This is a genomic window from Thiospirillum jenense (assembly GCF_014145225.1).
Lineage (GTDB): Bacteria > Pseudomonadota > Gammaproteobacteria > Chromatiales > Chromatiaceae > Thiospirillum > Thiospirillum jenense.
This window is the reverse complement of sequence record NZ_JABVCQ010000013.1, coordinates 1-26,434: the sequence shown is the minus strand read 5'-3', so window position 1 is coordinate 26,434 and position 26,434 is coordinate 1. Positions and strand designations below refer to the sequence as shown.

31 protein-coding genes and 1 pseudogene are annotated in these 26,434 nt (G+C 48.7%); 22 read left to right on the top strand and 10 right to left on the bottom strand.

Annotation, left to right across the window (positions count from 1 at the left end; translation table 11 throughout):
* Window positions 1–52 precede the first annotated feature (52 nt).
* A complete protein-coding gene (locus tag HUK38_RS14910) occupies window positions 53–2,434 on the top strand; it encodes a glycosyltransferase (protein WP_202985524.1) in 2,382 nt (793 codons plus the stop codon).
* Here HUK38_RS14910 and HUK38_RS07455 read toward each other — a convergent pair.
* The 5 genes from HUK38_RS07455 to HUK38_RS15110 all read right to left on the bottom strand — a co-directional run bounded on the left by HUK38_RS07455 (window position 2,431) and on the right by HUK38_RS15110 (window position 6,741).
* Window positions 2,431–2,925, bottom strand: coding sequence for a hypothetical protein (locus tag HUK38_RS07455; protein ID WP_238787518.1), 495 nt, complete (start codon window positions 2,923–2,925; stop codon window positions 2,431–2,433). The two genes, HUK38_RS14910 and HUK38_RS07455, sit on opposite strands and share 4 nt — an antisense overlap.
* A gap of 72 nt (window positions 2,926–2,997) precedes the next feature.
* The gene (locus HUK38_RS07450; RefSeq protein WP_182583698.1) at window positions 2,998–4,008 is read right to left on the bottom strand and encodes a class 1 fructose-bisphosphatase; all 1,011 of its coding nucleotides are present in this window, start codon (window positions 4,006–4,008) and stop codon (window positions 2,998–3,000) included.
* Window positions 4,009–4,347: 339 nt separating this feature from the next.
* Window positions 4,348–5,400, bottom strand: coding sequence for a TerY-C metal binding domain-containing protein (locus HUK38_RS07445; protein WP_182583697.1), 1,053 nt, complete (start codon window positions 5,398–5,400; stop codon window positions 4,348–4,350).
* A gap of 38 nt (window positions 5,401–5,438) precedes the next feature.
* Complete coding sequence (locus HUK38_RS07440; protein WP_194366019.1) at window positions 5,439–6,086, bottom strand: vWA domain-containing protein; 648 nt, start codon at window positions 6,084–6,086, stop codon at window positions 5,439–5,441.
* Between the two features lie 280 nt (window positions 6,087–6,366).
* Window positions 6,367–6,741: a TerD family protein gene (locus HUK38_RS15110; protein WP_238787517.1), complete on the bottom strand. Its 375-nt coding sequence runs from the start codon at window positions 6,739–6,741 to the stop codon at window positions 6,367–6,369.
* 154 nt (window positions 6,742–6,895) lie between these two features.
* On the opposite strand from HUK38_RS15110, the gene tatA reads away from it, so the two are divergent.
* From tatA to HUK38_RS07350, 17 genes are all read left to right on the top strand, one after another.
* The gene (gene tatA / locus HUK38_RS07430) at window positions 6,896–7,180 is read left to right on the top strand and encodes a twin-arginine translocase TatA/TatE family subunit (RefSeq protein ID WP_182583696.1); all 285 of its coding nucleotides are present in this window, start codon (window positions 6,896–6,898) and stop codon (window positions 7,178–7,180) included.
* A gap of 238 nt (window positions 7,181–7,418) precedes the next feature.
* Window positions 7,419–8,561 (top strand): FtsH protease activity modulator HflK, encoded by a 1,143-nt coding sequence (gene hflK / locus HUK38_RS07425; RefSeq protein WP_182583695.1) that lies wholly within the window; start codon window positions 7,419–7,421, stop codon window positions 8,559–8,561.
* A complete protein-coding gene (hflC, locus tag HUK38_RS07420) occupies window positions 8,561–9,463 on the top strand; it encodes a protease modulator HflC (RefSeq protein ID WP_182583694.1) in 903 nt (300 codons plus the stop codon). Before hflK ends, hflC begins: the two co-directional genes overlap by 1 nt.
* 86 nt (window positions 9,464–9,549) lie before the next feature.
* On the top strand, window positions 9,550–9,735 hold the full coding sequence (locus tag HUK38_RS07415; RefSeq protein WP_182583693.1) for a DUF2065 domain-containing protein: 186 nt from the start codon (window positions 9,550–9,552) through the stop codon (window positions 9,733–9,735).
* Window positions 9,736–9,762: 27 nt separating this feature from the next.
* Window positions 9,763–10,977 carry an ATP phosphoribosyltransferase regulatory subunit gene (locus HUK38_RS07410; RefSeq protein ID WP_182583692.1) on the top strand — a complete coding sequence of 405 codons (1,215 nt, stop codon included), beginning with the start codon at window positions 9,763–9,765 and terminating at the stop codon, window positions 10,975–10,977.
* A gap of 12 nt (window positions 10,978–10,989) precedes the next feature.
* Window positions 10,990–12,288 carry an adenylosuccinate synthase gene (locus HUK38_RS07405; protein WP_182583691.1) on the top strand — a complete coding sequence of 433 codons (1,299 nt, stop codon included), beginning with the start codon at window positions 10,990–10,992 and terminating at the stop codon, window positions 12,286–12,288.
* Between the two features lie 35 nt (window positions 12,289–12,323).
* The gene (locus HUK38_RS07400) at window positions 12,324–12,875 is read left to right on the top strand and encodes a YceD family protein (RefSeq protein WP_182583690.1); all 552 of its coding nucleotides are present in this window, start codon (window positions 12,324–12,326) and stop codon (window positions 12,873–12,875) included.
* Between the two features lie 88 nt (window positions 12,876–12,963).
* On the top strand, window positions 12,964–13,152 hold the full coding sequence (rpmF, locus tag HUK38_RS07395) for a 50S ribosomal protein L32 (RefSeq protein ID WP_182583689.1): 189 nt from the start codon (window positions 12,964–12,966) through the stop codon (window positions 13,150–13,152).
* Window positions 13,153–13,212: 60 nt separating this feature from the next.
* Entirely contained in the window at window positions 13,213–14,241 is a 1,029-nt protein-coding gene (gene plsX / locus HUK38_RS07390; RefSeq protein WP_182583688.1) for a phosphate acyltransferase PlsX, read from the top strand.
* A complete protein-coding gene (locus tag HUK38_RS07385; RefSeq protein WP_182583687.1) occupies window positions 14,241–15,197 on the top strand; it encodes a beta-ketoacyl-ACP synthase III in 957 nt (318 codons plus the stop codon). Before plsX ends, HUK38_RS07385 begins: the two co-directional genes overlap by 1 nt.
* Window positions 15,198–15,254: 57 nt before the next feature.
* A complete protein-coding gene (gene fabD / locus HUK38_RS07380) occupies window positions 15,255–16,199 on the top strand; it encodes an ACP S-malonyltransferase (protein ID WP_182583686.1) in 945 nt (314 codons plus the stop codon).
* Window positions 16,200–16,205: 6 nt separating this feature from the next.
* A complete protein-coding gene (gene fabG / locus HUK38_RS07375) occupies window positions 16,206–16,952 on the top strand; it encodes a 3-oxoacyl-ACP reductase FabG (protein WP_182583744.1) in 747 nt (248 codons plus the stop codon).
* 240 nt (window positions 16,953–17,192) lie between these two features.
* Window positions 17,193–17,429, top strand: coding sequence for an acyl carrier protein (gene acpP, locus HUK38_RS07370; RefSeq protein WP_182583685.1), 237 nt, complete (start codon window positions 17,193–17,195; stop codon window positions 17,427–17,429).
* A gap of 135 nt (window positions 17,430–17,564) precedes the next feature.
* Window positions 17,565–18,803, top strand: a complete 1,239-nt coding sequence (gene fabF, locus HUK38_RS07365) for a beta-ketoacyl-ACP synthase II (protein WP_182583684.1) — start codon at window positions 17,565–17,567, stop codon at window positions 18,801–18,803.
* An 83-nt stretch (window positions 18,804–18,886) separates the two neighbouring features.
* Window positions 18,887–19,978, top strand: a complete 1,092-nt coding sequence (mltG, locus tag HUK38_RS07360) for an endolytic transglycosylase MltG (protein WP_182583683.1) — start codon at window positions 18,887–18,889, stop codon at window positions 19,976–19,978.
* A 15-nt stretch (window positions 19,979–19,993) separates the two neighbouring features.
* Window positions 19,994–20,830: a DNA/RNA non-specific endonuclease gene (locus tag HUK38_RS07355; RefSeq protein WP_182583682.1), complete on the top strand. Its 837-nt coding sequence runs from the start codon at window positions 19,994–19,996 to the stop codon at window positions 20,828–20,830.
* Window positions 20,831–20,853: 23 nt separating this feature from the next.
* Entirely contained in the window at window positions 20,854–21,312 is a 459-nt protein-coding gene (locus HUK38_RS07350) for a TIR domain-containing protein (RefSeq protein WP_182583681.1), read from the top strand.
* Between the two features lie 13 nt (window positions 21,313–21,325).
* Here HUK38_RS07350 and HUK38_RS07345 read toward each other — a convergent pair whose 3' ends face one another.
* From HUK38_RS07345 to HUK38_RS07335, 3 genes are read right to left on the bottom strand one after another with little or no spacing between them, the layout of a single operon-like run.
* Entirely contained in the window at window positions 21,326–21,715 is a 390-nt protein-coding gene (locus HUK38_RS07345) for a hypothetical protein (protein WP_182583680.1), read from the bottom strand.
* A 16-nt stretch (window positions 21,716–21,731) separates the two neighbouring features.
* Window positions 21,732–22,505: a toll/interleukin-1 receptor domain-containing protein gene (locus tag HUK38_RS07340; protein WP_182583679.1), complete on the bottom strand. Its 774-nt coding sequence runs from the start codon at window positions 22,503–22,505 to the stop codon at window positions 21,732–21,734.
* 29 nt (window positions 22,506–22,534) lie between these two features.
* Window positions 22,535–23,266: a ProQ/FINO family protein gene (locus HUK38_RS07335; RefSeq protein WP_182583678.1), complete on the bottom strand. Its 732-nt coding sequence runs from the start codon at window positions 23,264–23,266 to the stop codon at window positions 22,535–22,537.
* A gap of 114 nt (window positions 23,267–23,380) precedes the next feature.
* Here HUK38_RS07335 and HUK38_RS07330 point away from each other — a divergent pair, with 114 nt between their 5' ends.
* The 3 genes and pseudogenes from HUK38_RS07330 to HUK38_RS07320 form a co-directional block, all read left to right on the top strand.
* Window positions 23,381–23,554 (top strand): ribbon-helix-helix protein, CopG family, encoded by a 174-nt coding sequence (locus tag HUK38_RS07330; RefSeq protein ID WP_182583677.1) that lies wholly within the window; start codon window positions 23,381–23,383, stop codon window positions 23,552–23,554.
* A 17-nt stretch (window positions 23,555–23,571) separates the two neighbouring features.
* Window positions 23,572–24,126 (top strand): hypothetical protein, encoded by a 555-nt coding sequence (locus tag HUK38_RS07325; protein WP_182583676.1) that lies wholly within the window; start codon window positions 23,572–23,574, stop codon window positions 24,124–24,126.
* Window positions 24,127–24,289: 163 nt separating this feature from the next.
* A pseudogene (locus tag HUK38_RS07320) lies at window positions 24,290–24,721 on the top strand (transposase family protein); the annotation flags it as partial.
* Between the two features lie 217 nt (window positions 24,722–24,938).
* Here the strand turns inward: HUK38_RS07320 and HUK38_RS07315 are convergent.
* Window positions 24,939–25,364: a putative toxin-antitoxin system toxin component, PIN family gene (locus tag HUK38_RS07315; protein WP_182583675.1), complete on the bottom strand. Its 426-nt coding sequence runs from the start codon at window positions 25,362–25,364 to the stop codon at window positions 24,939–24,941.
* Entirely contained in the window at window positions 25,361–25,600 is a 240-nt protein-coding gene (locus HUK38_RS07310) for an AbrB/MazE/SpoVT family DNA-binding domain-containing protein (RefSeq protein ID WP_182583674.1), read from the bottom strand. The genes HUK38_RS07315 and HUK38_RS07310 overlap by 4 nt, the downstream gene beginning before the upstream one ends.
* Before the next feature lie 124 nt (window positions 25,601–25,724).
* On the opposite strand from HUK38_RS07310, the gene HUK38_RS15105 reads away from it, so the two are divergent.
* A complete protein-coding gene (locus HUK38_RS15105) occupies window positions 25,725–25,889 on the top strand; it encodes a hypothetical protein (protein WP_238787516.1) in 165 nt (54 codons plus the stop codon).
* Window positions 25,890–26,434 lie beyond the last annotated feature (545 nt).

The following is a 26,434-nucleotide window of genomic DNA, read 5'->3' as shown; positions in this document are numbered from 1 at the left end:
TCAATCATACACATCAATTGCCCATCATTGATTGGGCGACGGCGACTGTATTATGAAAATTCTCTATCACCATCGCACCGCCTCGCGGGACGGACAATTCGTTCACATTGAAGAAATGATTCACGCGCTGCGGTCACTTGGGCATGAAGTCATCATTGTCGCCCCGCCCAGTGCCGAGCAAGCAGCCTTTGGTGATAGCACCAATTGGGTTGAACGTCTGCGGCAGTTATTGCCGAAAACGCTATACGAAATCGCCGAATTAAACTATTCAATCATCGCCTACCACCGCCTCGCCCGCGCCATTAAACAACACCGCCCCGATGTCATTTATGAACGCTACAATTTATTTTTACTCGCAGGCGTCTGGGCGCGCTGGCGTTTTCAATTACCACTTTTATTAGAAGTCAACGCGCCCATTGCCGAAGAACGCACCGCACACAGTGGATTAGCACACCCGGCGCTGGCGCGGTGGATTCAAGCAATCACTTGGCGCGCCGCCAATCAAATATTACCCGTCACCAATGTATTAGCGCAAAGGATTATTCAAGTTGGTGTGCCACCTGAACGCATTACCGTCATTCACAATGGCATTGACGAGCAGCGGTTTAACGCCGTATTGAACAATGAAACTGCAAAAGAAACATTGGGTTTAACCAGCCGCTTGGTATTAGGCTTTACCGGCTTCGTGCGCGCCTGGCATGGCATGGATCAGGTATTAAATTGGATGGCGATTCATCATAGCGCCTATCCCAATTTACATTTATTAATTGTTGGTGACGGCCCCGAGCGCCCTAAATTAGAAGCCCAAGCGCAGCAATTGGGTATTAGCCAACAAATTAGTTTTACTGGTGTTGTCGCCCGCGCTGATATTCCCGCCGTCGTCGCCGCATTTGACATCGCATTACAACCCGCCGTCGTCGCCTATGCGTCACCATTAAAGTTATTTGAATATCTCGCCCTCGGGCGCGCTATTATCGCGCCGCGCCAACCCAATTTAGCAGAGATATTACGCGATGGTGAAAACGCGCTGTTATTTGACGCAACTCAGGCGGGGGCATTTGAAATTGCATTAAATCAATTAGTCGCTGATGCGCAATTGCGCTCACACCTCGGTGAAGGCGCCCGACGCACCATTACTGCCGGCGGATTTACTTGGCAAAATAATGCGCAGCGGGTGATTGATTTAGCGACGCAATTGTTAAAACCACCGGCGGCGATTCATTCCACGCCGCGCATCTTAGTATTCTCCAGTTTATTCCCGTCACCCGCCGACCCCAGCGCCGGTATTTTCATTCGGGAGCGCATGTTTCGCATTGCTAAACTGCATCCGCTGATTGTCGTTTCACCCAAACCCTGGTCACCAATTGATTGGCTCATTCGCTTGCGTCATCCGCATTTCAGACCACCGGCACCGCGCTATGAACAGCAACAGGGTATAGATGTTTATGCGCCGCACTTCTTTTCGCTGCCCGGGATATTAAAACAATTTGACAGCGTGTTCATGGCAATTGGTAGCTACGCCACCGTGCGCCGCTTAAAACGTGATTTTCAATTCAATTTGATTGATGCCCATTTCGGTTATCCCGACGGCCACGCGGCCAGTTTATTAGCGCGGTGGTTCAAACGTCCATTGGTTGTGACCTTGCGGGGGAATGAACAGGTTTATGTTAAACACACAAAAATTAGATCAAAACTCATCACTGGATTGAATAAGGCTTCTAAAGTCGTGACCGTTGCTGATGCGTTAAAAAAATTAGCCATACAGCACGGGGTGAATAAAACCAAGTTATTGACCATTAGTAATGGTGTGGACAGCAACTGCTTTTATCCGATTGATACAACGGAAGCAAGAAAACATTTAAACTTACCACTTGATGCACAAATTCTTATTTCGGTTGGTCGAATTTGTGAGGGAAAAGGCTTTCATTTTGTTATAGCAGCGGTTGCCGCATTATGTATCACATATCCGCATCTGCATTATCTGATAATCGGTCAAGCAAATGGCATGGATAATAATGAAAAAGAATTGCGTCAACTGGTGAGTGAACTACAGCTTGAACAACAGATACACTTTTTAGGGTTGGTAGCGGCCGATCAATTAAAATGGGCGTTATCTGCTGCCGATCTATTTGTATTGGCGACGCGCCGCGAAGGCTGGGCAAATGTCTTTTTAGAAGCAATGGCGTGCGGCTTACCAGTGATTACCACTGACGTGGGAGGCAATGCAGAAGTGGTGAATAAACCCGAATTAGGCACCATCGTCCCATTCGGCGACCATGCGGCCTTATGCAAGGCAATTGAGGAAGGATTAAATAAAAACTGGGGTCGAAATGCAATCCGCGCTTATGCGGAAGAGAACAGTTGGGATAGCCGTATTCAATTATTATCTGACGTATTCCAACAAGTCATTAAACAGAACACTACTTGCAATTAATGCTGCGGTGTTTTTACGGTATCTGTATCGGTTTTCATTGGCGTAATGAATGATTTCGTGTCGGCACTAGGCAAAATACAATTGCCACTCAAACACGCATTCATTTGATCAATGACACAACCAACTGCCGGAACATTACCGTCTGCTGCCGGGTAACGTTTAAGCAATTTAGCGATATAAGTATCACTCGAAAACACCCCTTGATACAGCTTGCGCATTAATTGATAAAACACCTTGTCTTGAGTGAGTAATGCACCTAGCGAGTGTTGACCAACGCGATAATGCGCGCATTGTGAATACACCCGATTAAAAAATTGTGCCTCCAATGGTGGCGAAATGGCATCCCGCGCCTTATTAACCTGGCTGGTTAAGGAATGCTTGAATGGCTGTAAAGACTCCTGCACGGGGGATAATACGCCGCACCCTGCCACTAATGACAGGCTAATTAACAATACAACTGGCGGTAACCGGTTTAATTCATGCGTCATCATAATTTTTAATCGCAATCCGCTCCGCCATGTTCTATTAACAAGTTGAAAATGACGGAGCAAGTGAATCACAGGTTAAGCGCGGTGATAATTCTGTAACCGCTCGATTTCACTACGCGAACCCAGCATTACTGGCACCCGCTGGTGCAGATTAGATGGCTGCAAATCCATAATACGCTCTGGTCCAGTAATTGCGCCGCCACCGGCCTGTTCAACAATAAATGCCATTGGGTTGGCTTCATACAATAAGCGCAATTTACCGTCTAATCCTTTTGCCCGCATTTTGGCATCGGTCGGATATAAAAACACCCCGCCCCGCGTTAAAATACGATGCACTTCAGCAACCATTGATGCAATCCAACGCATATTAAAATCTTTACCGCGTGGACCCTCAGCGCCGGCTAAACACTCATCCACATAACGCTTCACTGGCGCATCCCAGAAACGCATATTGGATGCGTTAATAGCAAACTCCTGAGTTTCATTCGGGATCGTCATTTGCGGATGCGTCAATATGAATTCACCAATGTTTTGATCTAATGTAAATCCATTGACGCCATGCCCCATTGTCAATACCATCATGGTTGACGGGCCATACAGTGCATAACCAGCAGCAACCTGTTGGGCGCCGGCTTGCAGGAAATCACGCATGGTCGGTTTTTCATTTCCGCCCGGGCAGCGTAAGATTGAAAAAATGGTACCGACTGACACGTTGACGTCAATGTTAGACGAGCCATCTAATGGGTCAAATGTTAATAGATACTTGCCATGCGGATATTGCGCTGGAATATGATAAATGTCATCCATTTCCTCGGAAGCCATTGCCGCCAAATGCCCTGCCCATTCATTCGACTGAATAAATAATTCGTTGGAAAGAATGTCGAGTTTTTTCTGTGTTTCACCCTGAATATTTTCGCTACCAGCGCTACCTAATGCACCGATCAATGCACCATGATTGACCTGATTAGAAATCATTTTACATGCTGTGACAATATCGTGCAGTAGTGCTGTGAATTCACCGGTTGCACCGGGTGCATGACGTTGTTCTTCACTGATGAATTGCGTGATAGTGGTGCCGTGGTGCATGAATATTAAATCCTCGTGATTTTAATTGAATGAACGTAAACCGAAATCTGGAAAATCACAGATAGCGGTTAAAGGAAAGTATAGCGGTTTTTCAACCATAATTCGACTGGTAAATGATAGTGCGCCATGTAACAACAAAAATGCCTGATTTAGATGATACATTGATTGATTAAGACTAAAAGTTATGAAGTTGCGTAGTTGTTCGGCAGCATTCGCTGTTTCACGATTACGATGAAATGACGTGCTGCGCACTTTAATAAGAGATTAATCAATAGTCTGCAATATTAATCTACGGTTTTAATTACACTGGGTGAACACAGTTCATTCGAGTAATAATGCTCAACCTTTGCTACGATTCACTTCAAATCCGCCTTCTTCATCTGGTGTGCCAGGTGAAAAATCAACAGTTCTACCGCACCAGGGGCAGGTTGCTTCACCTGCTCCATTCACACACAATAATTTACCACATCCGCATAATGCAAATCCGGTCATATTACCGCAATGTGGGCAACCGGGCGCGCCAATGAGGCTGGATGAATTGACCTTTAAATCCGTATCACGCAAATCTGACCAAGCAAAGTATTCTTCATCTAATGGATAGCAGCCGGCTAATTGATAAAGCGCAACTTGAAACGCGAATTCCGTGCCGGCTAAATCGCGTATTTCACGCTCATATTTCATTAAATAAGGTCGCCGTGTTTTTTGACAACGCCCTACTAATGTTACACAAGATTCATCTGCAAGTGGCATGGGCGTATCTTTAATAATTTGCATTACCCGTTCATCAAATAACGGCAGACTCTTTAGGTCAATATCTTCTCCCAAACTGCGACTTTGTGCAACCAATGAAGTACTCACCCAGCGGATGAGTGTAGTGAAATCATCTGGGCGAGAATCTTCAAATAAAAACACATTATTAGTTAAACATTTCAATACCGAAAAATCCGCATCTTTTCCGATACCAATGGCGCTGAATGTTGCCCGTTGCGCATAGTCTTGTTTCCAGCGCGTAATCATGGGTTCTGGATCATCCGTTGGATGGCCATCAGTGAATAGATAGATAATAGGTTTCCAATCGCCTTTACGTTCGGCTGCGGTTTTAATCACTGTATTATCAATGGCATCCATTAACGTATTCAGCGCCGCACCGAGACTGGTGCCGCCGCCGAGTGGCAAGCGCGGTGGATAAAATGCAACTAATTCAACCAGTGGTACAATCGTTTTGGCAATACCGGCAAAAGCAATAATTGATAGATAAACCGTTTCTAATGCGTGAGGGTCGCTGCGTAAATTGCGTACAATTGCTTGGAGCCCGTCTTCCATTTTTTTAAGTTTGTCTCCCACCATTGATTCTGAACAATCTAAAACGAAAAAAACTGGTAAGCGCCGCATGTGATTAACACTCCTCCAGAATACAAAAAAAGGATAATTTATGACAACAATTGTATTTCGGGCGGCGGCGGGGGTAGGGTCGCAGAATCAAATATGCCAACAGTATTAGCACCAATAGTCACGCTGGCGGATACCCATTTGAAAAAGCCAGAAAAACTCGCCGCATCTAATGTTTCAAGAATATAAACTTGATCGGTTAATTCGAGTAAAACATCTCGTTTTGCTTTCGGTCCAGCGGCACACGCAATAATTGTAGCAAAGTGGCGTTGTTTAATGCCGGGAATGGCTTGGCGATAAAAATGCAAATCAGAGGGACTGCCGTCGGTCATTACAAATAATAATGGCCGCCAATCACCGCGTGTATCTGGTGTGGTTTTTTTGACATCACGATCTACGCATTCAATGAGTAATTCTAAAGCAGCGCCGAGAAAAGTAGCGCCCGAGTCTGGTGCTTGAATCGTATCAAGTTTGACATCTGTTAATGGCGTCAATGGCAAATATTCACGCGCTTGGACATCAAAGGTAATGATCGAAAGAAAAACACTTTCTAATGCGTAAGGGTCTTGTCGCAGTGCGGAAAACATTGCCTGCAATCCGACATTGACCGAATGAATTGGCTCACCTCGCATTGAGCCGGACGTGTCAAGGACAATATACACTGGTAGCCGTCTGATAGTTGCGGTCATATTCAGTCAACCCAGTTGTGGAATAAAAATAGCGTGTTTTTTCAACTAACAATCGTTTGATTTAATTATATCAATGTCAAACCATTTGATCCACCCATTTCAAGACTGCCATTTAAAACGAATTAAGTATAGTGGTTTAACCTCTCGACGAAAGAATCAGCGGGTGACGGTTTACCAATAGCATTAAATAGCCAGCCTTCAGTGGTGCGCACACTAATTCAACAAATAATAGTGAGCGACAATGGCCGCCCGACAGATCAAAGCGCACCATCTCGTGTTGCTAACCATCTACAGCGTGAATAAACGCACTTTTAATCCGGCCATAATTTTGATTATTTTTTAATCCCTGATAAATGTGTACCACGAAAATGACTTTGCTGTATTCTGCCGACAAGCCGTTCAATTTAATAATGACTTGTTTGTCATCACCATCGCCTGCACCTGTGGGATTATCCCCAGTCAACCAAATACACGTTGAATAGTGGCGCATGTTGTTAAAAATGTTGTTTTCTTCATTACTATCCCAACCTAATCGTGACAATGGAAAGTTCATAGTCGGCTTTTTCCAGACTAATGCTCTGCACTTTTTCTCAGTTACACAGCCAAGTTGACAATTCTTATTTAATAAAACAGTACTGGTGTTGAAATAAGACATGTGGAATTTGACGTTAATTTTAATGAGTCTTAAAACATCTCGGTGCTAACACGACGGGTTTACGCACAACTTGAATGAAGCGTAACATATCAGTGTGGTATGCTGCTTTGCAGGTAGCGCCTGTCAGGTGCGTAACGATGTAAGAGGTCAACTCATGGGTCTTTCTGGATTGAGTCTTGGTCATATCCTCATGGTGTTACTGGTGGTGATTTTGGTGTTTGGCACCAAAAAACTGAGCGGTTTTGGCAGTGATCTTGGCGAGGCAATTAAAGGATTTCGCAAAGCGATGTCGAATGACGACGCGCAAAGCAACCCGCCAGCGCCCGGCGCCGACCCAAATCCTGCGCCAGCGGCCGAGGCAGTGCGTACCGCCCAACATGCGGATGTTACTCCTAAACCGGCGGCGGATGATCGGCATTCTAATCAACGGGTGACTTGAGTAGATTAAACGGGCATTTGCGCGTAATTTATTGAAATGTCGGAGTTTATTATCATCGGGTGATCCTATCAAACCCGCCGCATTTCCATTTATGTAGTCGCATTGACTGAATGATCAACGGGAGATTCATTATGTCTGTTGCATGGAAAATATCGATACTGCCATGCGCATCTGACTGTTGCTATCCCGTAATATGATCATTAGAACCAATTCTTTATTTTTGTCTAGGTGAAAAATTATGGCTTGGAATGAGCCGGGTGGCGGTAACAAAGACCCCTGGGGGAATCATCAGGGCAATCAAGTGCCGCCTGATTTCGATGAAATTATCCGCAATTTAAACCAGCGTATAACGCAGTTATTTGGGGGCGGTGGTCACACTGGACGTGGGGATGATGAACATGTTAATTGGCGCATCATCATATTGTTGATTGCGGTTTTAATTACCGGTTGGCTATTATCTGGCATCTACATTGTTGATCCTGCCGAGCGCGGTGTTGTATTACGGTTTGGCGCCTATACCACTGTTACTGAACCCGGTCCTCATTGGCGCATTCCCTGGCCGATTGAATCAGTTCAAGTAGTCAACGTGGATGAGATTTCCTCCTTTAGTCATAAAGCTTCAATGCTGACTCAAGATGAAAACATCGTGGATGTTGAATTGACCGTTCAATCACGCATTCAAGACGCGGCCTATTATCTGTTCCAAGATCAAAATCCAGAAAAGACTTTGCGTGATGCGACCGAAACGGTTGTGCGTAAAACCATTGGTGGTAGCAAGCTCGATTTTATTTTGACTGAAGGGCGTGGTGCCATTGCAGTGATTATTCAAGAGCGCGTCCAAGACCTTATGGATCAATATCGCACTGGTTTATTAGTCACGTCGGTGAACATGCAGCCGGCCAAGCCACCAGATGAAGTCAAAGAAGCCTTTGATGATGCGATTAAAGCGCGTGAAGACAAAGAGCGTTTGGAAAATAAAGCGGAAGCCTATTCTAATGAAATCCTGCCTCAGGCGCGTGGTGAAGCAGCGCGGGCATCGGCTAATGCTAAAGCCTATCGTGACCGGGTGATTGCAGAAGCACAAGGTGAAGCATCGCGTTTTCTTGCCGTATTAGCCGAATATAAAAAAGCGCCTGAGGTGACTCGTGAACGCTTGTATTTGGAGACCATAGAAGGCGTTTTTGCTCATAATCACAAAGTGTTAGTTGATGTGCCTGGCGGGAATAACGTGTTTTATTTACCGCTTGAGCAATTAACTAAACAATCATCCTCCTCTTCTATTATCACTGCACCAACAACGGAGATGATTCCAACTGATGAAGGCCGTATTGCACCGCCATTGCGCGACGTGATGCGTGACCGTGAACGGAGATTGCGTTAATGGACAATAAAAAATCACTACTCGTTTCGGGTGTGACAATCATCTCTTTTGTTGTGCTGTATTTTTCAATGTTTGTCGTAAATCAATGGGAAACAGCAATTAAACTGCGTTTGGGTGAAATTGTCGGGAGTGATTACACCCCCGGGCTACATTTCAAAGTGCCGTTGTTGCACAGCGTTAAGTCTTTTGACGCCCGTATTCAAACACTTGACTCGCGGCCAGAACGATTTTTAACGATTGAAAAGAAAGATGTTATTGTTGATTCCTATGCGAAATGGCGAATCAAAAATGCCGCGATTTTTTTCCGTTCAACGGGCGGGGATGTGATGCGCACGTCACGGTTATTATCCGAACGCATCAATACCAGTTTGCGGAATGAATTTGGACGGCGCACCATTCAAGAAGTGGTGTCTGAAGATCGTTTAGAATTGATGTCGGCATTAACCCAACAAATTGGTCAACAGGCGGCCGAATTGGGCGTTGAGATTATTGACGTGCGCGTGAAAAAAATTGATTTACCGCCCGAGGTGAGCGAATCAGTTTATAACCGAATGCGCGCTGAACGCGAACGGGTGGCGCGGGATTTGCGCGCTAAAGGCTCGGAAGCGGCGGAACGGATTCGCGCTGATGCTGATCGGCAGCGCACCGTGACGCTTGCCGATGCGTATCGGGAGGCGGAGGAAAATCGCGGGTTGGGCGATGCGAAAGCGTCGGAGATTTACGCGACGGCATTTCAACAAGACGCTGATTTTTATGCGTTTTACCGCAGTCTGAACGCCTATCGCACGGCATTCCAAACCAGCGGGCGCACCAGTACTATTGTGTTGTCGCCGGATTCGGCATTTTTCCGATTTTTCAAGCAGCAACAAGGCGTTACGCAAGGTAAACCGGCGCCTAAATGATGATTACGCAAGCGCCTTTTCATTCAATCAATAATGACCGCATCTCATTCGTTTAACCCGCTGGATTTAATTCCTAAGTAATCCTCATGTGGCATGAATTGTTCATTGCATTAGCGTTGGTGTTTGTCATTGAGGGTATTTTGCCATTCATTGCCCCGGCGACCCTGCGACGTTTATTGTTGGAAGTGACGCGGCAAGATGATCGGCAATTGCGTTTTGCGGGCTTGACCAGTATGGTGAGCGGCGTTGTTCTGTTGTATCTCATCAATTAGTGTTCAGTAATTCGGTGATGACACCCAATGAATGATGCACAGTGGTTATTGCCGGTTGGCATTGAAGAAGCCTTGCCCGAGCAGGCGCAGCGTTTAGAACAACTGCGCCGCGCTCTGCTGGATTTATATGCCAGTTGGGGCTATGAATTGGTGGTGACGCCATTCATTGATTATTTGGATAGTCTATTAACTGGCACCGGCCATGATTTGGATTTGCAGACGTTCAAATTAACTGACCAATTAAGCGGGCGGTTATTAGGCATTCGTGCGGATATGACGCCGCAGGTGGCGCGTATGGATGCGCATCAATTAAAACGCAATGCACCAACGCGCTTGTGTTATCTCGGCACGGTATTGCACACGCGCTCGGATGGATTTGCCGGGACGCGCAGTCCAATGCAAATTGGGGCGGAGTTATTTGGTCATGCCGGCGCGGAAAGTGATGTTGAAATTCTGCGGTTATTATTATTAACGCTGGCGGCGGCGGGAATTGAATCGCCGTATCTTGATTTAGGTCATGTTGGAATTTACCGCGCATTGGCGCAGCAAGCCAAATTGACTCGTGCGCAAGAGATGACGTTGTTTGATGTGTTGCAGCGCAAGGCCGCGGCCGAATTAACCGCATTGATTCTGGATGAATGGCAATTAACATCGCCGATTGCAGACATGTTGCTTGGGTTAATTGAATTAAATGGCGATGATGCGCTGGAACGAGCGGAATTGCTATTCGCGCCAGCACAGGACGCGGTGCAGGTGGCATTAGATAATCTGCGTCAAGTGGCGAATCAATTACACGCCTGGTTGCCGCAGGTGCCAGTGCATTTTGATTTAGCCGAATTGCGCGGGTACACCTATAAAACGGGCGTGGTCTTTGCCGCATTTGTACCCGGCTGGGGATTAGAAATTGCACGCGGCGGGCGCTATGATGATATTGGTAAAGTCTTTGGTCACGCCCGTCCAGCGGTCGGTTTTAGTAGTGATCTCAAGGGTTTAATGGCGCTGGCTAATCAACCGCCGCCCCCGCCGCGCACTGGTATTTTAGCGCCGTGGCGACCAGATGCCGCATTACAAATCGTGATTGACCAATTGCGTGCGGCTGGTCAACGGGTGATACATTGGCTGCCCGGTCAGGTCAATGAAGTCGCCGCACTCGGCTGTCATCAACAATTGATTTATCGCAATGGCGCGTGGCAATTGGCTGAATTAACTTGTGACCAAGCATTGCATTTTTTTATTGAATGAATGGACGGAATCATGGGCAAAAATGTCGTAATTATCGGGACGCAGTGGGGCGATGAAGGGAAGGGCAAAATTGTTGATTTGCTGACCGAACGCGCTAATGCGGTGGTGCGCTTTCAGGGCGGACATAACGCCGGCCACACGCTGGTGATTAACGGTGAGCAAACCATTTTGCACCTGATTCCGTCGGGGATTCTCCACCCCGGGGTGCAATGTTTGATCGGCAACGGCGTCGTGTTGTCACCCGAGGCGCTGTTGCAGGAAATTAACACGTTAGAACAGCGCGGGGTGCAGGTGCGCGGGCGGCTGTGGATTAGCCCGTCGTGCGCGGTGATTTTGCCGCATCACATCGCGCTGGATCGGGCGCGGGAGGCCGCGCGGGGCAGTAAAGCGATTGGCACGACCGGTCGCGGCATCGGGCCGGCGTATGAGGATAAAATTGCGCGGCGCGGCATTCGGTTAGATGAGTTGTTTGACGCCGATCATTTTGCCGAGCGCCTGCGCGAGGTGTTGGAATATCACAACTTTGTGTTGACGCAATATTTCCACGCCGAGGCGGTGGATTTGCAACAGTGTTTGGATGCCGCCCTCGCGCAAGCCGAGCAGATCGCGCCGCTGGTGATGGATGTCACGGGGTTATTGCACCACTTGCGCAGTAAAAATGCGTGCTTGTTATTTGAAGGGGCGCAGGGCGCGTTGTTGGATATTGACCACGGCACCTACCCATTTGTGACCTCATCTACCACAACCGCCGGCGGGGCGGCGAGTGGCAGCGGCGTCGGGCCGCTCGATCTGGATTACGTTTTGGGCATCGTCAAAGCCTACACCACCCGTGTCGGCGGCGGGCCGTTCCCGACCGAATTGTTTGATGCTGACGGCGATTATTTGGGCAAACGCGGTCACGAATTCGGCGCGACCACTGGACGCAAGCGCCGCTGCGGCTGGCTGGACATGGTCGCGCTACGGCGGTCATTTGCGGTCAACAGCGTTTCCGGTTTGTGCATCACCAAACTCGACGTGTTGGACGGACTCGACACGTTGCGCATTTGCATCGGTTATGAACTGGACGGTGAAGAATTACACGCACCGCCGGGGCTGGCGGATGAATTGGCACGGGTCACGCCGCGTTATTTGGAGATGCCCGGCTGGTCGGATTCGACCGTCGGCGCGACCTCGTTGGCCGAATTACCACAGGCAGCGCGGGATTATTTAGCCAAAATTGAAGAGTTGGGCGGGCGGCCGATTGACCTGATTTCCACCGGCCCCGACCGTTACCAAACGCTGATCGTGCGCCATCCGTTCGCGGTCAATTGACAACTGCGCCCCATTTCCTTGAAAATTGCCCACTTATGGTCGTGATCTTGCCCGATTTGCTTGATCCCTGGCGAGCGGCGGCGCGGCGGGAACAGTACGCCGGGGCGCTGGCGCTGGCGATTTTTCCCCGCCTGCAACCGTTGCTGGTCAGCACCGATGCCGACGCTGCTGTGACCTACCAAATCCAGTTTGGCATTGACCGCGACGGGCGGGCGGTGGTGACGGGAACGCTGGAGACCACGTTGCAAGTGGTGTGCCAACGGTGTTTAGGAACGCTGGCACTGCCCGTCAATGCAACGCTCAACTTGGCGCTGCTGCGCGATCTTGACGCGCTTGAGCAGTTGCCTGAGTGCTACGAACCGCTGTTGGTCGAGGAGCGCCTGATCCCGCCGCACCAGTTTATTGAAGATGAATTGCTGTTGGCGGTGCCGGCAATTCCACGCCACGCGGCCGCGGAACACTGCGAACGGTGGCTGGCGGCGCAGGTGACGGCGACTGAGGTTGCGCCACCGAGCGATCAGAATGCGCGTGTTAATCCGTTTGCGGCGGCATTGGCGAATTGGAAAGCGCCGCCTGAGCGGTTGTGAGTGTGAATGAACCCGTGAATACAGTCAGCGTAGTGCCGTATTCACAGTGATTAAAAAACCCGAGTGATTTTAATAGAGATTATTTGACATGGCCGTTCAACAAAATCGTAAAACTCCATCAAAACGTGGAATGCGGCGCTCCCATGACGCGCTGTCCAAACCGACCTTATCTGAAGATAAACAAACCGGTGAAATTCATCGCCGCCATCATTTAACGCCTGATGGGTTTTATCGTGGACGGCGGGTGATTGATCGCACTGATGACGGCGTTGAATAACAGTGTTGATGAGCCGATGTTAATTAACCTATTATTGAACTCATCATTGGGACACCGCCGTTGAGCGCACTGCAAACGATTGCACTTGACGTGATGGGTGGCGATCACGGCCCCGCCGTCACTATTCCTGCTGCCCTTAATTTTTTGCGCACATCACCTGAGACGCGATTGATTCTAGTCGGTCAACAGGAGGTATTACAACCGTATTTCAAAACGGGTTTACCGACGCAAGTGCGTATTCAACACGCCTCACAAACGGTCGGCATGGATGAATTGCCGTCTAAAGCCCTGCGAAATAAAAAAGATTCCTCGATGCGCATTGCATTGGAATTAGTCAAGCGCGGTGAGGCGAATGCGTGTGTCAGCGCGGGTAATACCGGCGCGTTAATGGCGACAGCGCGATTTGTCTTAAAAACGCTGCCCAATGTGGATCGCCCGGCAATTATGACGGCGGTGCCATCGGTGCGTGGTCAGACATACATGCTTGATTTGGGTGCGAATATTGATTGCACCGCCGAGCAGTTATTTCAATTCGCCGTCATGGGTAATGAATTCGTCCGCGCTGTCACGTCAATTGACGCGCCCCGCGTTGGCTTATTAAACATCGGTGAAGAAGAAATTAAAGGCAATGAACACGTCAAGCGGGCGCATGAACTGATCAGCGCCAGCCATTTGAATTATATTGGCTATGTTGAAGGCGATGCCATTTATATTGGGAATACCGACGTGGTGGTTTGCGATGGATTTGTCGGCAATGTCGCATTAAAAACCAGCGAAGGCGTGGCCAAGTTATTAGCGCATTTATTAAAGCAGCAATTCCGCCGGAATGTATTCACCAAGTTGGCCGGGATTATTGCTTTACCCGTGATTAGACGCTTCCGTCGTGAAGTGGATCCGCGCCGTTACAATGGCGCTAGTTTATTAGGATTGCGTGGTATTGTGATTAAAAGTCACGGCGGGGCGGATGTCCTCGCGTTTGAAAATGCACTTCATAGTGCGAAAAAAGAAATTCACGCGAATATCCCCGACCGCATCGCCCATCAAGTGGCGGCGCATTTTATTACGCATGAGCAGAGAGCAGCGGTCTGATGACGTTTTCACGCATTCTCGGTACTGGCGGCTTTTTACCTGAAAAAGTCTTGACTAACAGTGATTTAGAGCAGATGGTGGACACCACCGATGCGTGGATTCGGGAGCGCACCGGTATTCGCCAACGCCACATCGCCCGCGATGGTGAAACCTGCGTGGATTTGGCGGAAGCGGCGGCGCGGCGGGCGCTCGATGCGGCGGGATTAACCGCGAATGACATTGATTTAATTATTGTTGCCACCACCACGCCCGAACAAACCTTTCCCAGTAGCGCCTGTTTATTACAACACCGATTAGATATTCACGGCTGCCCAGCATTTGATATTCAAGCAGTGTGTACCGGTTTTATTTATGCGTTATCCGTCGCTGATAAGTTTATTCGCACCGGCAGCGCCCAGCGCGTATTAGTCGTCGGTGCAGAAACGCTGTCACGCATTATTGATTGGACGGATCGCGTGACCTGCGTGTTATTTGGCGATGGCGCGGGTGCCGTGGTATTAGGTGCGGCGGATGAACCGGGGATTATTTCTTCGCATTTACACGCCGACGGGGCGTATCGTTCATTATTGCAAGTGCCGGCCGGTATTGGAAATGGCTATACTGGTTCGCCGTATATGGAAATGAAAGGCAATGAAGTGTTTCGCGTGGCGGTGACGACACTCGGGCGGATTGTGGATGAAACCTTAGAAGCGAATGGCATGGAACGCTCGGATATTGATTGGTTGGTGCCGCATCAAGCCAATATGCGCATTATTCAAGCGACGGCGCGCAAATTAGATTTGGATATGGAGCAGGTGGTTGTGACCGTTGAAGATCACGGGAATACCTCGGCCGCATCCATTCCATTAGCCTTTGATCGAGCGGTGCGCGATGGGCGGATTCAACGCGGGCAAACGGTGTTAATGGAAGCCTTTGGTGGCGGGTTCACTTGGGGTTCGGTGTTGCTGCGCTATTAAATGCTAATGGTACAACAGTTTTATTTATTTTTATTAAAACACGCATTGCAAAGTTAAATGAACGTCAATTACGCAGTCGTTTTTCCCGGACAAGGGTCGCAATCAATCGGCATGTTGGCTGATTTGGCGGCGCACTACCCGCAAGTCATTGATACCTTTGCCGAAGTGTCCGCCGTCGTCGGGCGGGATTTGTGGCAACTGGTCTGCGACGGACCGGCGACGGAATTGGATCAAACCGAAAATACGCAGCCGGTGATGTTGGCTGCCGATGTCGCGGTGTGGCGCTGTTGGCAAGCGGCGGGCGGCGGCACTCCCGCGCCGCAGGCGTTGGCGGGACACAGTTTGGGCGAGTACAGTGCGCTGGTGTGTGCCGAGGCGCTGACCTTGCCCGTCGCGGCGCAGCTGGTGGCGGAACGTGCGCGCTTGATGCAAGCGGCCGTGCCAGTCGGGGCAGGGGCGATGGCGGCAATGATTGGTTTGGATGATGCGCAGGTGACGACGCTGTGTGCCGAGCAGCAGGCATTGACGGGTGCAATTGTCGCGGCCGTCAATTTTAATGCGCCGGGGCAGGTGGTGATTGCCGGTGAACGTGCCGCCGTCGAGCAGGTATTATTAACAGCAAAAGCGGCGGGTGCAAAACGGGCGTTATTATTGCCAGTGAGTGTGCCATCGCATTGTGCGTTAATGCAGCCGGCGGCGGAAGCATTGCGCGCTGCATTAATGAACAGTCCAATGCAGTTGCCGCGTCTGCCAGTGATTCATAATGTGAGCGTCACGGCGGCGGCAACGGTTGATGAATTGCGCGAATTATTAGCACAGCAGATTTATTGTCCGGTGCGCTGGGTGGAAACGATTCAATATTTTGCCCAAACAGGTATTCAAACGGTATTAGAAGCGGGACCGGGGAAGACATTAGTTGGGTTAATTAAGCGAATTGATAAGCAATTAACACTCGGTGCGCTGGGTGAATTAGACGGATTGAACGCAGCGGTGGGACAATAAAACATGATGCAGTTGGATGGTGAATTAGCACTGGTGACGGGCGCGAGTCGCGGGATTGGTCAAGCGATTGCAGTTGAATTAGGCAAGCGCGGCGCTACGGTTATTGGCACGGCGACAACTCAGAATGGCGCGGATGGCATTAGCGCGCATTTGAATGAACAACAGATCACCGGCGGCGGTTTATGTTTGAATGTGACCGATGCCGAACAGGTTGACGCGGTGCTGGCGCAGATTGAACAGCAATGGGGACGGATGCCGAGTATTTTAATTAACAACGCCGGCATCACCCGTGATAATTTGTTAATGCGCATGAAAGATGCCGAATGGGATGCGGTGATTGCGACTAATTTAACAGCCGTGTTTCGTTTAAGCCGTTTATGCGTAGCGAGTATGCTCAAGGCGCGCAAAGGTCGAATTGTTACTATTACGTCGGTGGTTGGTTTTAGCGGTAATCCGGGGCAAGCGAATTATGCGGCGACCAAAGCGGGCGTGGTTGGGTTTAGCAAATCATTAGCGCGGGAAGTGGGTGCGCGGGGTGTGACGATCAATTGCGTCGCGCCGGGGTTTATTGATACCGACATGACGCGGGTGTTGTCTGATACGCAAAAAACCGCGATGCTGGCGAATATTCCGCTCAAACGGCTCGGTCAAGCGGCGGAAGTGGCAGCGGCGGTGGCGTTTTTAGTGTCACCAGAGGCGAGTTACATTACGGGTGAAACGCTGCATGTCAATGGCGGGATGTACATGGTTTAATTGCGATCCCATACAATCAGGATTATAAAAAGAAACATACGGTCTGGACCTGCTCAAACCAGACCTTGAATTGCTATTAACGCCGGTGCCTATGACCATGAATGCGTGGGTATTAGGGGTTGATTGCGATAGAAAGCAATACAAAAATTGTTCTGTGCAGTGCGATTTTGTATGGCTTTGTTGAGCAACACTGACTAGAGTTTTTAGTCCGCACTTTCTTAATCACAGGTTTAAATTATTATGAGTAGTGTCGAAGAACGTGTTCAAAAAATTGTTGTTGAACAATTAGGTGTTCCTGAAGAAGATGTCACACTTGAGGCGTCATTTGTTGATGACCTCGGTGCTGATTCACTCGATACAGTTGAATTAGTCATGGCACTAGAAGAGGAATTCGATACCGAAATTCCTGATGAAGATGCCGAAAAAATCACGACGGTTAAACAAGCAGTTGATTATATTAACGCGCATCTGAGTTAATGACCGTGCCACGCGGTATCGTGGCGCATCCAGCAATGGTTGCGCTGCGTATTGCCGTATTAAAAACAGCACACTGCTTGAACAACTCAACAGCAATGTTTTATTGCGCATAACTCGTTTAGGAATAGGTGATTCATGGCAGGTAGAAGGGTCGTCGTGACCGGTCTGGGTATAGTGGCGCCAGTCGGATTCGATGTGAAAACGGCTTGGGAGAGCATCATCAATGGGCGTAGTGGAATTCAAACCATTACACATTTTGACGTTGAACCGTTTAGTACTCGCTTCGGCGGGCCCATCTATGGCTTTGATGCGACGCAATATGTGTCGAAAAAAGACCTGCGCAAGATGGATGCCTTTATTCACTATGGCATTGCCGCCGGCACCCAAGCAATTGAAGATTCCGGTTTAACCATTACTGATGCCAATCGCCACCGTATTGGCGTTGCTATTGGCTCGGGTATTGGTGGCATTACCGGTATTGAAAACAATTATGCCGCGTATCGTGATGGCGGCCCGCGCAAGATTTCGCCATTCTTTGTCCCCGCTAATATTGTTAATATGGTGGCGGGTGATTTATCTATTAAATTTGGCTTGCAGGGGCCGAATTACTCCATTGTTTCCGCCTGTAGCAGCGGTACGCATAACATTGGTAATGCAGCGTTTATGATTCGGCACGGGATGGTGGACGCGATGATTGCCGGCGGTGCGGAAATGGCGACCTCACCGGTCGGGTTGGGTGGTTTTGCCGCCGCCCGCGCCCTGTCCACGCGCAATGATGATCCGCAACACGCCAGTCGCCCATTTGACCGTGACCGTGACGGGTTTGTATTAAGCGATGGTGCCGGCGTTGTATTATTAGAAGAATACGAAGCTGCCAAAGCGCGTGGGGCGCGTATTTATGCTGAGTTAATTGGATTTGCAATGAACTCGGATGCGTATCACATGACCGCGCCGTCGGAAAATGGGCAGGGCGCCTGTAATTGCATGAAATTAGCGATGGCGGATGCTGGCATCAATCCCGACGAAGTGGATTATGTCAATGCGCACGGCACGTCAACGCCGGCGGGTGACATTGCTGAAGTTAAGGGTGTGAAATTGGCGTTCGGGCATCACATGAGCCGTCTGCCGGTCAGTTCGACTAAGTCTATGACTGGCCACATGTTAGGCGCGGCGGGTGGTGCGGAGGCGATTTTCAGCATCTTGGCATTGCGCGATCAAGTTGCGCCGCCGACCATTAATTATGAAACGCCCGATCCCGAGTGCGATATTGATGTGGTGCCGAATATCGCCCGCCCAATGAAATTAAATTGTGTATTAAGCAATTCATTTGGTTTCGGCGGCACCAATGGTACGTTGATTTTTCGGCGTCTTTAATCCTCCCGCAGCAATTAACTATCCAATTATGCCGCTGGTTTTAATTCCCCAGTTCAGTCCACGCACACTGGGGAATTGATCCAATGACTGCAACACGTCGCGGTGTCTCTCCTCCTCCTCCTCGTTTAAAACCTCGCCACCTCATTACTGGCAACTGCATTGTTTTGTCAATTATTTTAATTGCCATTGCCGTCGGCGGTTGGTCAGTTTGGCGCGATTATCAACAGTTTTTAATCACGCCGTTCATTGCCGCCGATCAACCAGCACGGGTGTTGAATGTTCCCAAAGGGATGAATGTGCGCACGTTGGCGCAGCAATTGGTGAGTGACCAATTGATGAGTCATCCGCATTATTTTATTGCGCTGGCCTATGAACATGGCAAAGCACGTTCAATTAAAGCGGGTGAATATGCGATTGCGCCAGGCATGGTGCCGCGGCAATTGCTCGACCGTATTGTGGCGGGTCAATCTATTCAATATAGTGTGACGTTTATTGAAGGCTGGCGCTATCGTGATGCACTGGCGGCTATTGCGCGTCAACCCGTGTTTCATTCCGAATTATCTAATCAACCAGCGGCGATCATTGCTGAAAAACTTGGGATTGATGGCGATCATCCCGAAGGTTGGTTATTTCCCGATACTTATTATTTCCAGCGCGGCATGACTGATACGGTGATTGTGCGGCGGGCACATCAAAAAATGCAGCGCGTATTAGCGGCTGAGTGGGCATTGCGCCAGCCAGATTTGCCATTAAAAACGCCCTATGAAGCATTGATCTTGGCGTCAATTATTGAAAAAGAAACGGGATTAGCGCGTGAACGGCCGGCTATTGCGGGGGTGTTTATTCGCCGTTTGCGGTTGGGAATGAAATTGCAAACGGATCCAACGGTGATTTACGGGTTGGGGGATGAATACACGGGTAATCTGCGCCGCGCTGATTTGGAACGTGACACGCCATATAATACTTATACGCGGCGCGGGTTGCCGCCAACGCCAATTGCATTGCCGGGGCGGGCGTCATTAAAAGCTGCATTGAAACCGCAGGATGATGGCAGTGTGTATTTCGTGGCGCGGGGTGATGGTAGTCATTATTTTTCTAAAACATTACCGGAGCATCAATGCGCGGTGCGGCGCTATCAACTTGGAATGGAGTGTGATCCGCGGCGGTATCGGTGAGCGAGTGGTTTATATTTGCTTGATTCAATTCAGTCCAGCGCCGGGCAAGTGCGCGACATCTGCTTTGACAGCTTTGCGGTGTTGCACTCGGGAGAAACAAAAACCCCAGTCTATGTGGTCGAGCGTCTAAACCGCGCTCGCTTGCAAGATGCCCAAGATGAACAACGCACAGATAAGTTCTACGAAGAAGCTCGCTTGCCGAGTCTGGATCGGGCGCTATTGAGTGATTACAAGGGGTCGGGCTTTGATCGCGGCCACATGGCACCGGCGGCCGACATGCCGAATCCCAATGCAATGGCGCAGTCGTTCTCACTGGCCAACATGATCCCGCAAGCGCCCGACCTGAACCGGGGCATTTGGGCAAAGTCAGTGGAGGCGGCTACCCGTAAATATGTCATGCGCGCCAGTGGCGATGTGTTTGTGTTCACGGGCGCTGTGGTTAACCAACCCGTCTCAATCATTGGTGCAAGTCAAGTTTGGGTACCCAGCCATGTTTACAAATTGGTGTATGACGCTGATAAAAACCAAGCGTGGGCGTTCTGGGTCGAGAACACAGATGATGCGCGGATGAGTAAGCCGATCAGCTATGCCGAACTGGTCAAGCGAGTCGGGATCGAATTCCTGCCGGGTGTGACGCCGCTGGCGCGGTCAGTTGAGGCAGTGGTGGAGTCCGTGCCAATCCCGAGTCAGGGTGCATCACCGGTTCAATTCAGTGCGGGCTGTGGTGATAAAACCACTTGTAAGCAGATGAGCGATTGTGCCGAAGCGCGGCACTATTTGACCGAGTGCGGACTCAGCCGATTAGATCGGGATGGTGACGGGGTGCCGTGTGAGAGTTTGTGTCTGTATTGATTATTAAAGATTCAAAAAAATAGGTGAATGTTTATGGCACGGCAAACCTTTTCAGTTTCAGATACAAAAGAGACAACTGGCGAGCGGGCATTGTTCGTAATAGCTGGGTTACAAAAGATAGAGGGGCTTCTGGATTTTTTGATTCAGCAGAATGGGAAGAGGTAAAAAGAAAGACTGATTCTGCAATTCAAGCATGGATTGATAAGCAACTTCAGGGAACATCTGTCACTGTTGTATTAATCGGAGCTGATACTGCGGGGAAAAGGTGGATTGAATACGAGATCAAAAGTAGCCACAGAAGGGGGAACGGTGTGCTCGGAATTTATGTACATAAGATAAAAGATAAAGATGGTAATACCACAACAAAGGGTAAAAATCCATTTGGTGCAATTAACTATCCAATTTACGATTGGATTGATGACGACGGGTACAACAATATGGGATTCTGGATAGAAAAGGCTGCAAAAATTGCCGGAAAATAAAACGGTTTAGTTGTCATGTTTTAACCATAAAAAGCAGTACGACTATGATAATCAATGGTAAGTAAAACAGCTTGAGTGTCTGTGAAAAAACAGCATCATGCCAGCTACAATCTTTAACATTGATTTTCATACTAAAGTCAATTGCGACTTCATCCAAGATGCGCACTCTATCATAGAGTGCCCGATAACGCCTTTCAGTCATCAGGAAAAACCCATCTAGTTCCCAGAAGGTCGGCAACAAGATAAGCATAGACCAAAACAGATTTAAATGTGGTTTGTGAGCGTGTAACGCCAGCAAACCAATGAGCAACGTAATACACCATCCTTTAATTAGAAAAGAGTTTTGTCCCATACGAGTAATGACGTTTTGGATAAACTCGAGATGTTTAATTTTGTTGCTCATGGGTTTTTAGTACCGATTAGCGTGGTTGAAAATGGTCATAGAGCAGGTCAAGCGGACATGCCTGCGGATTTCTTCTGGCTGATTCAACCCAGCCATTAAACCTGCTTTCATTAAGTGGAATGAGGTGTTCAAGTGGTGCAGGGTGTTTTACTTGTAGAGCCTTTGCTAATAGCGCACGCTGTATTGATTCTATAGCTATTCCCTGTTCGACCTGCATTCTAAGTGGTCTATTTCTTTCAACCAATTTACTGAAATGCAGTTCTGAGTGAATCCAAGCTGAGTAGGTTTTGTCCTTGTCATTAATGACGCTGTACGTTGAATCTTTCACAAGAGATTTATCAGTATTGACAAACATAAAAGCCTCTGACTTATCAATCATCTGATGCAGTGCAGAATTAAGGATCATGTAAATATGTGATGCAGATGCCTGACACTTTTTGTAGTCATAAGTTTGTTGGTCTTGATTTAGGCAATGTTTATTATCAATCGCTTCTAATAGTTCGTAGACTGAATCCCAAACAAGCGAATCAATAAACACTTTTAAGTTAATGCTCTCTAACCTAGCTTTAATTTCAAGCGCCAACTTGATATCTCTACTAGAATGCGATAGAAATGCATCACAATCTTGTGTAGGAAAAATTACGTTAGCGACTTCTTCAGCGTCAATAGCCGAGTTACTTGAAAACAAGTCAACTAACTGTTTTTTGATACCTGATTTTTGTATATCAAACTGCGATCTGTTGTGATTTCCACAGCAGTTAAATTCTGTTAAATTAAATCCGTAAAACATTGCTTTTTTCCTATTGACTAAAGTTAGAACTACACTTTCCCCTTCTTCTCAAACACCTGCACCGCAGGACTCTCCAGCATCACAATCGCCCCATCGGGTGACATGACCTGAGCACCCAATTTCCCAGTGACCGCCGCCACCCACGACGGCCACTCGGCTTGCGCCTTCGCTAGTTTCTGCCACGCCTTATTGGGCAGCGTCATCACCACCAGCGCACTGTCCGTCTGCACACCAATTTTCATGCCGGCCTTCACTGGCATGGCTTGCGGTAATGCCGAAAACTTAATTGTCAGTTCGAGCCGTCCAGTCACGATGTTCTCCGCTGTCAAAGGTGCATTATCCGGTAGCACGGCTTGCGCCGCTGCCGCACTTGGGCGGGATGGCGCTGGCTGGGGCTTGTCCTGTTGCTGATTGGTGGATTGCAACAATTGCGCTTGCGCAAGCGCCGCCGCTTCGGCAGTCACCAACGCCACCACCTGCCCGGTTAAATCAATTCGTTCCGCCCCGGCCACTAATGCCCGCAGATAGTGTGGGCGGGTGCAGTAGTGACTGAGTGCTAATTTCACAAGCCGCTCCATTTGCATTTGCGCCTCCTTGCCTGACAGGCCGTGTTGTTCAGCCTCAGCTTCAGCCACAGGACGCAATAGCTGCATGACATCTTTCCGAATCCCGACCTTGAGTGGGCGAGGGTTGGAAAGATCAAAACACGCTGGGAATTGCTTTAACACCGCAGCGGGGGGTTGGGTGAGTACGCTAGTCATGGCACAAGATATAGGGGGGGTTGCGTTGCAATTAACCCAAGATATTGGTCAGTTGGTTGTAGGAAATCCTGCTACTATTGTAGCAAATTGCAAGACAATCAAAGGGCATGTTCAATGGCACAGAAAACCCAGAGTCTGACGGTTAGGCTGACACCGGAACTCAAGGATGCGTTACGGCAAATTGCCCTGCGCGAGCGGCGCAGCATGGCCAATATGTTGGAAGTGATGATTGCGGAGTGGTTGCAAAGTCAAGCACCGCGAGCCATGCGGGCTAGAGTCACCAAATAGCCGACTCGGTTACGTTCATGGATATAAACAGCCTCAAGCCCGGCGCCATCATTCGTGGCCCGATCATTCCTGAGTCAATTCAGGTCGTCGTGGTCACTGACATTGGCGCATCAATCCAAATCCAAGGCAAGGGATTAGAGACTGGTCAATTCCACGATTTGTTTGTCACTCGTGAGCAGATCAAGCAAATAACAGTTACGCCAGACAAGCGCCCTTTTGACGGTGATGCGCACCGCTTTCAACTGGGCATTGAAGCAATGCGCTTAGACACGATCTGTCAGGGTCAGACTCTCAGCGGCATTGTGCCTAGCCAAACTGTTCGGGTAATGGCGGCGATCCTGATTGGACAGGCGGCACTCCAGCTGATCTATCGCATTGCTGACGGCAGCATAAAAGACTGTCTGCTCGATCAAACAACCGCCGCTGCAATTCATGCCGTTGAAGAGTGCATTGCTTTTAATGGTGATGCAGCAATTTTTCAATTAGCCTGCGAAGCCAAACGGATTAGTTTGGCATTTCTATTTGATCCAATGATGGCGGTTCATATTTCTAATAGAGTTGTTCTAACGTAAAGAATGAATGATAGTGCAATAAAATTTCTCCAAATACCACGAGAAAAATAAATGAAAATTACAACATCAGACCTAAAGCAAGATCGGCAAAAGACTTAATTTTTGATGCTACTGAACAGCGCATACAACGTCCCAGCGATGACCAACAGCAAAAGAAACCTACTCGGGTAAAAAAGCTCATGCATTAAAAACTATGCTGATTTCGACTAAAAATAGATTTATTAAATATTTAAGTCGTCCTTATGGCGGTAGAAGACACGACTTTCATCTATTAAAACAAGAATTTCCACCAGAGCTACCCTGGTTTGAAAATTGTACAATTAGAGTTGATTCAGGATACACCGGAATTGTTAATAATTATCGGTGTAAAAGCATTTCGATTCCACACAAAAAATCTAAAAATAAACCATTAACAAGTGAACAAAAAACTATCAATAAACAGTTTGCTTCAGAGCGTATTTTTGTTGAGCATAGTATTGCTGGATTAAAGCGATTTCGTATTCTTTCAGATCGGCTCCGTATTCATAACTTTGATTTGTATGACAAAATTCTCGGTGTTTGTGCTGGATTGTGGAATTTTAACCTAGCTAACTAGCTGATTTTGCTAGTTAAAACAACTCTAATCAAGTCACAATCGCGTCGGTTGGGTGGCAGCCGCGAGGCGTGACCCGAAAATCCCCCTACCCCCTTTTTGCAAAGGGGGAAATCAACCCCCCTTTAACAAAGGGGGTCACGAGCGCAGCGAGTGGGGGATTTAATCAAAACAAGTGAATGGCGGGCGGGTTTTTGTTTTTGGGGCAAATAATGTAACCCTAAATCAACTTCGCCATAAACGCTTCCGCCGTCAAAATCGGGCAGGGAAATGTCTCCGCCAACACCAGTAAATCTTTGTCACCGGTCACCAAGGCATCTGCTTTGCCAATAAGCGCCAGTTGCAGGAAAGGGGCATCGGCTGGATCACGGCATTCCGGCATCTGCGGCGGCGGGTCGGGCAGCACGACTGTCGAGCAGTAGGGCAGGTAATCCGCCAACAATTCCTCTTGTTCGGTTGCCGCGAGCTTGAACTTGGCATAGCCCAAGGCGCGAATCAACTCGGCAGTGGTTGTTTTAGAAACCAACGGCGTCATCATTCCTTCTTGCCAGAACGTCCGCAGTGGTGTGAGACGACCGCTGTGAAAGACCAACGCAGATAACACCAGATTGGTATCCAATACCACCCGTGGAACCGCCAGATTCATTCGCTTGGCATCCCTTTGGCTGACCGCGCCCACGCCACGGCATCGTCGATATCCCGCTCATCTAACCCGAATTCTGCTAATTTTGCGCGGATCGCATCAGCCCGTTGGATACGCACCGGGGTCAGCACAATCTGCCCATTGCGCACTTGTATATCAAAATAGTCTCCGGCGCCGACCGCTGTCGTCACGCTCTTGGGCAAAGTGAGTTGATTTTTCGTTGTCATCTTTGCAAGCATTGTAGATTTACTCCAAAGTAAGGAAATCTTACCATAGCGAGTAAGATGGGTCGAACGCAAGCGAAACCGTCAGGCGGATTCGCCGCTACGATTTCCCCACCAACCCAATTCAATTAACCGTTGCTTGAATTGGAATTGGAATCAACCAACCGCCGCCGGGCAAACAGGGCGGTTTTTTTATTGCGGGCGGGGAATGTTGGGTTGCCCGATTGGACATGGTGAATTGGCGGGACGCGGTGCGCGGGCAACTCAACCTACGCGGCTTGCGTTTCATACTGGTTTTTCCTGATGTGTTGCCCCGGATAACGCCTAACGAACAGGTTAAGCGGCCCGCGGGCACGACGTTGTAGAATGGGCAACCCAATCTACGCTGCTAATCGAATTGCCAAGCCCCGCAAAGTGTCCAATTGCTGGTCGGTATGCTTAGTAGATAATGACAGACTCGGCATCGAATTGCGCGAGTATGACGCGACCCGATTTGCGTCAACGTGCATTTTGCGTGGCGTATGGTTCTATGGAGTGGCTGTACGTTTGAGGTGAACGCGACAATTAAGCGGAGCCGCTAGGGAAATGTTGGGTTGCGTGCCATTCAGATTTGGTTTTTATTCAACACACCGCGCATGGTATGCAATCCAAGCTAGGCGGCTAAATCATTCGAGCATGGAACCTTGCTAATAGTAGTAATCAAACTCTCCAAAAACAGAGCTAGTCGCAACAATTTCGATTGAATCATATTCTGATTCGTGCATAGATTCTGCCATTGCCAAGCCATATTGAGATACCTATACAGTATAGGTACCGGTGGCATTATCTCCGCTTTCCCCAGCGGCAATG